This window comes from Aeromicrobium sp. (genome assembly GCF_025965075.1).
GTDB lineage: Bacteria > Actinomycetota > Actinomycetes > Propionibacteriales > Nocardioidaceae > Aeromicrobium.
Genome location: NZ_JAOPXQ010000226.1, coordinates 1 through 6,597, shown reverse-complemented (window position 1 = coordinate 6,597; position 6,597 = coordinate 1). Strand labels below are relative to the sequence as shown.

At 68.3% G+C, this 6,597-nt stretch carries 10 protein-coding genes and 1 pseudogene; 1 reads left to right on the top strand and 10 read right to left on the bottom strand.

Annotated elements, in window-relative coordinates; all coding sequences use genetic code 11:
- The 10 genes from JWQ91_RS13635 to JWQ91_RS13590 all read right to left on the bottom strand — a co-directional run.
- On the bottom strand, nucleotides 1-587 hold a 587-nt coding region (locus JWQ91_RS13635; RefSeq protein ID WP_297785123.1), incomplete at its 3' end, for a VIT1/CCC1 transporter family protein.
- 82 nt (nucleotides 588-669) lie between these two features.
- Nucleotides 670-1,254 carry a MerR family transcriptional regulator gene (locus JWQ91_RS13630; protein WP_297785121.1) on the bottom strand — a complete coding sequence of 195 codons (585 nt, stop codon included), beginning with the start codon at nucleotides 1,252-1,254 and terminating at the stop codon, nucleotides 670-672.
- 188 nt (nucleotides 1,255-1,442) lie between these two features.
- Entirely contained in the window at nucleotides 1,443-1,913 is a 471-nt protein-coding gene (locus JWQ91_RS13625; protein ID WP_297785118.1) for a bifunctional nuclease family protein, read from the bottom strand.
- Nucleotides 1,914-1,916: 3 nt separating this feature from the next.
- Nucleotides 1,917-2,630 carry a MerR family transcriptional regulator gene (locus tag JWQ91_RS13620; protein WP_297785115.1) on the bottom strand — a complete coding sequence of 238 codons (714 nt, stop codon included), beginning with the start codon at nucleotides 2,628-2,630 and terminating at the stop codon, nucleotides 1,917-1,919.
- A 76-nt stretch (nucleotides 2,631-2,706) separates the two neighbouring features.
- Entirely contained in the window at nucleotides 2,707-3,168 is a 462-nt protein-coding gene (locus JWQ91_RS13615) for an FHA domain-containing protein (RefSeq protein WP_366521388.1), read from the bottom strand.
- A gap of 91 nt (nucleotides 3,169-3,259) precedes the next feature.
- Entirely contained in the window at nucleotides 3,260-3,637 is a 378-nt protein-coding gene (gene gcvH, locus JWQ91_RS13610; RefSeq protein WP_297785109.1) for a glycine cleavage system protein GcvH, read from the bottom strand.
- Between the two features lie 17 nt (nucleotides 3,638-3,654).
- A complete protein-coding gene (locus JWQ91_RS13605) occupies nucleotides 3,655-4,371 on the bottom strand; it encodes a DUF881 domain-containing protein (protein WP_297785106.1) in 717 nt (238 codons plus the stop codon).
- On the bottom strand, nucleotides 4,364-4,696 hold the full coding sequence (locus JWQ91_RS13600; protein ID WP_297785102.1) for a small basic family protein: 333 nt from the start codon (nucleotides 4,694-4,696) through the stop codon (nucleotides 4,364-4,366). The genes JWQ91_RS13605 and JWQ91_RS13600 overlap by 8 nt, the downstream gene beginning before the upstream one ends.
- Nucleotides 4,693-5,490: a DUF881 domain-containing protein gene (locus tag JWQ91_RS13595; RefSeq protein WP_297785099.1), complete on the bottom strand. Its 798-nt coding sequence runs from the start codon at nucleotides 5,488-5,490 to the stop codon at nucleotides 4,693-4,695. Before JWQ91_RS13595 ends, JWQ91_RS13600 begins: the two co-directional genes overlap by 4 nt.
- A 2-nt stretch (nucleotides 5,491-5,492) precedes the next feature.
- Nucleotides 5,493-6,077 (bottom strand): CDP-alcohol phosphatidyltransferase family protein, encoded by a 585-nt coding sequence (locus tag JWQ91_RS13590; RefSeq protein ID WP_297785096.1) that lies wholly within the window; start codon nucleotides 6,075-6,077, stop codon nucleotides 5,493-5,495.
- Nucleotides 6,078-6,288: 211 nt separating this feature from the next.
- Between JWQ91_RS13590 and JWQ91_RS13585 the strand changes: the two are divergent.
- Nucleotides 6,289-6,597 (top strand): annotated as a pseudogene (locus JWQ91_RS13585) (superoxide dismutase); the annotation flags it as partial.

Here is a 6,597-nt window from a genome sequence, read left to right as displayed (position 1 = left end):
GACAGGACGATCGCCGGCCACGCCGACTCGATGCCGACGAGGTAGGACAGCAGCGGGATGACGGCGCCGAGGGCGAACGCGAAGAACGACGACAGCGCGGCGAGGCTCGGCGACGCCAGGTCGTCGGTGTCGACACCGAACTCCTCGCGCGCGTGCACCTTGACGGCGTTCTCGGGATCCTCGTGGACCTCCCGGGCCATCTCACGGGCCGTCGACTCGTCGACGCCCTTCTCCATGAACATCACCGCGAGCTCGGCCTCCTCGGCCGCCTCGTTGTGCAGGATCTCGTGCCGCTCGATGTCGACCTGCGCCAGCGCGAACTCCCGCTGGCTGGCGACGGAGGTGTACTCCCCCGCCGCCATCGAGAATGCACCGGCGGCCAGGCCCGCCAGCCCCGCGAGGACCACGGGCTTGGTGTCGGAGGCCGAGCTGCCGCCGACGACGCCCATCATCAGGGCGAAGTTGGACACGAGACCGTCCATCGCGCCGAACACGGCGGGCCGCAGCCAACCGCCGGTGACGTCGGGGTGCTCGTGCTCGACCTTCGCCGGATCGGGCAGCGGCTCGTTGCTCACGATGTCAGCCATGCTCAGAAGGTACGACGTCCGGCCCGGTCACGTCATCGAAGGTATGGCTGTCCTGCCACAGGGCGCGAGGTCCCCGATCGGATCAGCTGGACAGGCGGGCGCGGCGACGGGCGGCGAGCTCGTCGTCCGCCGCGGAGATCTCGACCGCGCGTTCGCTGGGCAGCGTGTGCAGCGAGCCCTCGATCTCCTTCCAGACACCGCCGATCGCGATGCCGAAGACCCCCTGACCGCCCTGCAGCAGGTCGATGACCTCGTCGGCGGAGCGGCACTCGTAGACGCTGGCGCCGTCGCTCATCAGGGTGACCTGGGTCAGGTCGTCGGTGCCCCGGACGCGGAGGTGGTCGATCGCGATGCGGATCTGCTGCAGCGAGACGCCGGCGTCGAGGAGTCGCTTGATGATCTTGAGGAGCAGGATGTCCTTGAACGAGTAGAGCCGCTGCGTGCCGGAGCCGGTGGCCGAGCGGACGGTCGGCTCGACGAGTCCCGTGCGCGCCCAGTAGTCGAGCTGGCGGTAGGTGATGCCGGCGGCGCTGCAGGCGGTCGGACCGCGGAAACCCGCGTCCTCGGGCAGGGGCGAGACATCGTCGTTGAACAGCAGGCCCTGGTCACTGGCCTCGGCGGCTGCTTGCGTCGCGGCGGTGACGTCGTTGTCGCGGGACTCGATCATCGGAAATGCCTTCCAAAGCTGGTATGGGGGAAGACTACCGCGACGGAACTACATCCGTGTACCTTCGGCAGCACTCTCAAGGTAAGGGTGAGAGTTTGGCCGGTCAACGACCGAGCGTGGATGTCGGCGTGTCGTTCAAAATAAAGTCTCACTCAAGGGTTGAGAGTTCACCTCGTACGCCCCTGCGGTCACTCGGTCTCGCCGAAGTCCTCCGGGCTGACTTCGTCGAGGAACTCGCGGAACTTCTCGATCTGCTGGTCCTCGTCGGACGTCGAGGTGATCCCGGCCGCGTCGAGCACGTCCTCGGCGCACACGATCTTGGCGCCCGCACGGAGCGCCAGAGCGATCGAGTCGGACGGCCGGGCCTCGACCTCGGCGCCGGAGGCGAAGACCAGCGACGCGAAGAACACGCCGTCGTGCACGTCCAGGATCCTGACCTCCGCGAGGTCGTCCCCGAGCGCCTCGATGATCGTCTGCATCAGCTCGTGCGTCAGCGGGCGGGCCGTGACGGTGGCCTGCTGGGCGTACGCGATCGCGGACGCCTCGACCGCACCGATCCAGATCGGCAGGTAGCGGTTGCCCTCCAGCTCCCGCAGGAGGACGAGCGGCTGGTTGGTCGGCATCTCGACTCGCACCCCGATGACCTCGACCTCACGCATGGCTCAGCCGCGCAATCTGCTTCTGACCAGGACGGTCTGCAGGCGGATCGACAGGGCGGCCAGCCCGGCGACGGTACGCTCGGCGGCCTCCTTGTCGAGCTGGCGGGAGCGCGGGGAGACGACCTGCTCGAACAGGGCGACCTCGCGGTCCGCGGCGGCGCTGAACATCTTGAGGTGGCGCGGCTCCAGGCCGAGCTCGGCGAACTCCCCCACGATCGACGCGATCTGCAGCGCGCCGCCGTCGTAGTAGGTCTGCGACTTGCGCCGGTGGATCAGGCCGAACTCCTCGATCGCGTCGAGCGTGGCCGAGTCGATCCCCGCGGCGTCCAGCAGCTCGTCGCGCGACAGCCGGGCCGAGCTGGGCGCCTCGGTGAACGTCTCCGCGACCGGCAGTCCGTCCTCGGCCAGGGTGAGGTGCGGGATGCGGGTGCCGTCCGGCTCGCTGGGGACGACGCCGCGGTCCATGTCGTCCAGGACCTGGCGGATGTGGCTCAGCGGCCAGAAGTTGTCGCGCTGCTGGCGCAGGATGAAGCGGAGCCGCTCGACGTCGCCGAAGGAGAACTTCCGGTAGCCCGACGGGGTCCGCTCGGGTTGCAGCAGGTCCTCGCCCTCGAGGTAGCGGATCTTGCTGATCGTCAGGTCCGGGAACTCCTGCCGGAGCTCGTCCAGCACCTTCCCGATCCCGAGCTTCGACAGCTCCGACAGGGGCTGTGTCACGCCGTCGCCCCCGTCACGAACCCACGATGCGAAGGCGCCGGCGTGACAGCCATACGGTTCCCTCGCTGGCGCTCAGTCACGCCTTGCCCTTGAGGGCTCCGGCGAAGTAGATCAGGCGGTACTTGCCGATCTGGACCTCGTCACCGCCGGAGAGAGTCACCTCGCTGTCGATGCGGTCGCGGTTGACGTAGCTGCCGTTGAGGCTGCCGAGGTCGGTGATGGAGTATCCCGACTCGCCGCGCGTGAACGTCGCGTGTCGACGCGAGACGCTGATGTCGTCGAGGAAGATGTCGCTGTCGGGATGACGGCCCACGCTGACGACGTCGCTGTCCAGCAGGAAGCGCGCACCGGAGTCGGGACCACGCTGCACCAGGAGCATCGCGCTGCCGGCAGGCAGGTTCTCGACCGCGGCGACGTCCGACGACGTCATCTCCTCGGTGTCGGCGTCCAGCGCCGGGATGTGAGTCGTGTGGTCACTCACGGGCGCGTGCGATGCGGAGCTGGCGTCGGGCTCGTGGTCCGGCGTTGACATCGGCATTCTCCTGTGTGCGGTCGACCTGTAGTGCGGGTTGAGACTTCACGTCCAACGTAGCACTCGTGGGCTCACCTGATGGACGGGTTGGGGGCAATCAGTCGGCGACGAGCGCGGAGTACGCCTCGGCCTCGAGCAGCGCCGAGGTCGGATCCTCCTCGACCGGGCGGAGCTTGATCAACCAGCCCTCCCCGTAGGGGTCGGAGTTGATGACCTCGGGTCCCCCGTCGAGCGCGTCGTTGCGGGCCACGACCTCACCGGACAGCGGCGAGAAGATGTCGCTGACGGACTTGGTCGACTCGAGCTCGCCGACGACCGAGCCGACCTCGACGCGGTCACCCACCGCGGGCAGCTCGACGTACACGATGTCACCGAGCTGGTCCTGCGCGAAGTCGGTGATGCCGACCGTCGCGATGTCCTCGTCGAAGCGCACCCACTCGTGCTCTTCGCTGTAGTAGAGGTCCTCAGGGATCACCGCGTACTCCTTGCCGGTCAAGATGTTGGTCGAGCGTACTCCGGGGTCTTGACGTCGGCCAGCGCCGTGATCGTGACCTTGTCCTTCTGGGTCACGAACGCCGAGCCGCCGCGATTCACCACCCCATCGATGAGTCCGCCGGGGAAGCGTACCGCCTCGGCCAACGTCGACGGGTCGCCGATCGCGGTGATGACGTATGGGCGCTTGATCTCACGGCCTCCGACCCGGACCTCGCCGTCGTCGTCGAGGAAGTACGTCTGTGCGACGACCCGCGCGACCCCGTTGAGGGCGATGGCCTCGGCGCCGGCGTCCCGGAGCTCCTCGATCGCGTCCAGCAGCGCGGCCGAGTCGATCTGGCCACCGGGATCGTTGATCGTGACCTCGACCCCCGGGCCGGTGGCGCCGCGCGTCCCGGCCAGGATCGCGAGCTGCTCGGCGCGCAGCTTGGCCTGCTTGCGGGCCTGCTCCGAGCGCTTGGTGCTGCTGAGCAGGTCGTCGCGCGTCGCGGTCAGGTCGTCGATCTGGGTGCCGAGCCGCTCGTTGGCGGTGTCGAGCGACTTGAGCAGCTCGACCAGCTCCTCGCCACGGACTCCGGAGTAGTCGTCGGTCCCGTCGTCGCGCACCTGCACCGTGATCGCGAACGCCAGACCGCCGATCAGGGCCGCGACCACGGCCTGCGAGACCGAGGGCCGCAGCAGCGCCCGCCAGCCGCGCCGGCCACCGCTCTCAGGCATGGAAGATCCGTCGTCTGATCGCCGCGGCGTTGGCGAAGATCCGGATCCCCAGCACCACCACGACGCCGGTCGACAGCTGCGAGCCGACGCCGAGCTGGTCGCCGAGGTAGACCATGAACGCCGCGATGACGACGTTGGAGATGAAGGACACGACGAAGACCTTGTCGTCGAACCGCCGCTCCCCCAGGGCCCGCAGCGCACCGATGACGGCGTCGAGCGCCGCGACGATCGCGATCGGCAGGTACGGCTGCAGGCCGGTCGGCACGGTGGGCTGCAGAGCCAGCCCCGCGATGATGCCGACGACCAGTCCGAAGACCGGGATCATGCGTCCCCCTTGATGGCTGTGGCTTTCCTGATCTTCAGGCGATCGGTTGCTGCCGCGTCGACCGTCAGGCTGCTCGATGGTGTCACGGTGAACCGGACTCCTGCGCCGTTGCGTCGTCGGAGCCACGACTCGCCGGTGTCGGTCCCGGCGAACCGGTCCTGCAGCGCGTCCGCGTCACCGATCGCCTTGATGACGTACGGGGGCGCGATCGTGCGGTAGTTGACCTTGATGACGCCGCCGGCGGTGCGGATCGAGGTGAGCGTGCCGATCCTCTTGTTGTTGACCGCGATGGCCTCCGCGCCGGCGTACCACAGCGAGTTGACCAGCACCTGGAGGTCCTGGTCGGAGATGCTCCCCTCGGCGCTGCCGTCCGAGCTGGGCGCCACGACCACGGAGATCCCGGGGCCCGTCGCCCCGCGGTCGGCGGCCTGCAGGCGCAGCGTCTCGAGATCGGGGTCGAAGCGGGACACGGAGGTCGAGAGGTCCTCGACCTCGGCCCGCAGCTTCCTGGCCGTGGACTCCCGGCCAGCCAGGGAATCCTTGCGCGAGGCGATGTTCCCGATCAGCGTCGCCCGCTCCTGCTCTGTCGCGGGGCGGTCGTTGCGGGTCTGGAACGCCGCGGTCGCCACGAGCAGCGCGAACACCGCCAGCACGGCGCCGGTCAGGACGGTGTTGAACTCCCGGGACTGGCTGTAGGGGCCGGGCCGGACGACGTAGTAGTCGTCGTCCAGCGCCGTGTCCGCGATCTGCTCCAGCAGGCCCTCGGCCTGCGCGGCACCGTCCCGGTCAGCCATCATCAGCTCCGGGCGACGGGCGCCGTCGTGGTCATGAGTCGGCGGACCTGGAACGCGTACAGGATCCCACCCCACCAGTAGAGCGCGACGCCCCACACCGTGAAGGCCCAGCCGAAGACGTTGGCGAGGTCGGCGACGGTGCCGCCGTCGCCGTTGGGGTCACCCAGCAGCAGCAGCGGGAAGGCGTACAGCAGGCTCGCGGTCGCGGCCTTGCCCAGGAAGTGGACCGGCAGCGAGCTGTAGCCGCGGGTGCGCAGGAAGGGCACCAGGCTGAACAGGAAGACGTCCCGCAGCGGCAGGATCACCGCGAGCCACCACGGGATGATGTCGCGGAAGCCCAGGCCGATGACGACCGCGAGGATGAAGAAGCGGTCGGCGACGGGGTCGAGGATCGCGCCGATCTTGGACGTCTGGTTGAGCTTGCGGGCCAGCTTGCCGTCGAGGTAGTCCGTGACGCCGGAGACCATCAGCACCAGCAGCGCGAGCTCGTCGTGCTCGGGGCCCAGCACGAGCCACAGGAACACCGGGACCAGGAGCAGCCTCAGGAAGCTCAGCGCGTTGGGGATCGTGAAGATGCGTTCCTCCATTCTGATCCGCCTCCTCGCACGTCGTCCTACCCGGGGAATGTCCAGACACAGACTAGGACATGGCGCCTGAGGGTCCCGCCGCGGACACTGCATCGCTGACCAGCAGTTGGGCACCGCCGTTGCGCAACGGGACAGGACTGACAGACTGAGGGTTGACCGACACAACAGAACATCTCTGGGCACGGACGTGCCCAACTTCCCGAGGAGGAACGTGGCTGTCTACACACTTCCGGATCTGCCGTACGACTACGGCGCACTGGATCCGCACATTTCGGGCAAGATCATGGAGCTTCACCACTCGAAGCACCATCAGAACTACGTGAACGGCCTGAACACCGCGCTCGAGAAGCTCGAGGCCGCTCGGTCCGACGAGGCCCACGACACGATCAACCTGCTGGAGAAGAACCTCGCGTTCAACCTCGGCGGCCACATCAACCACTCGATCTTCTGGACGAACCTCTCCCCCGACGGCGGCGACAAGCCCACGGGCGAGCTGGGAGCGGCGATCGACGACCACTTC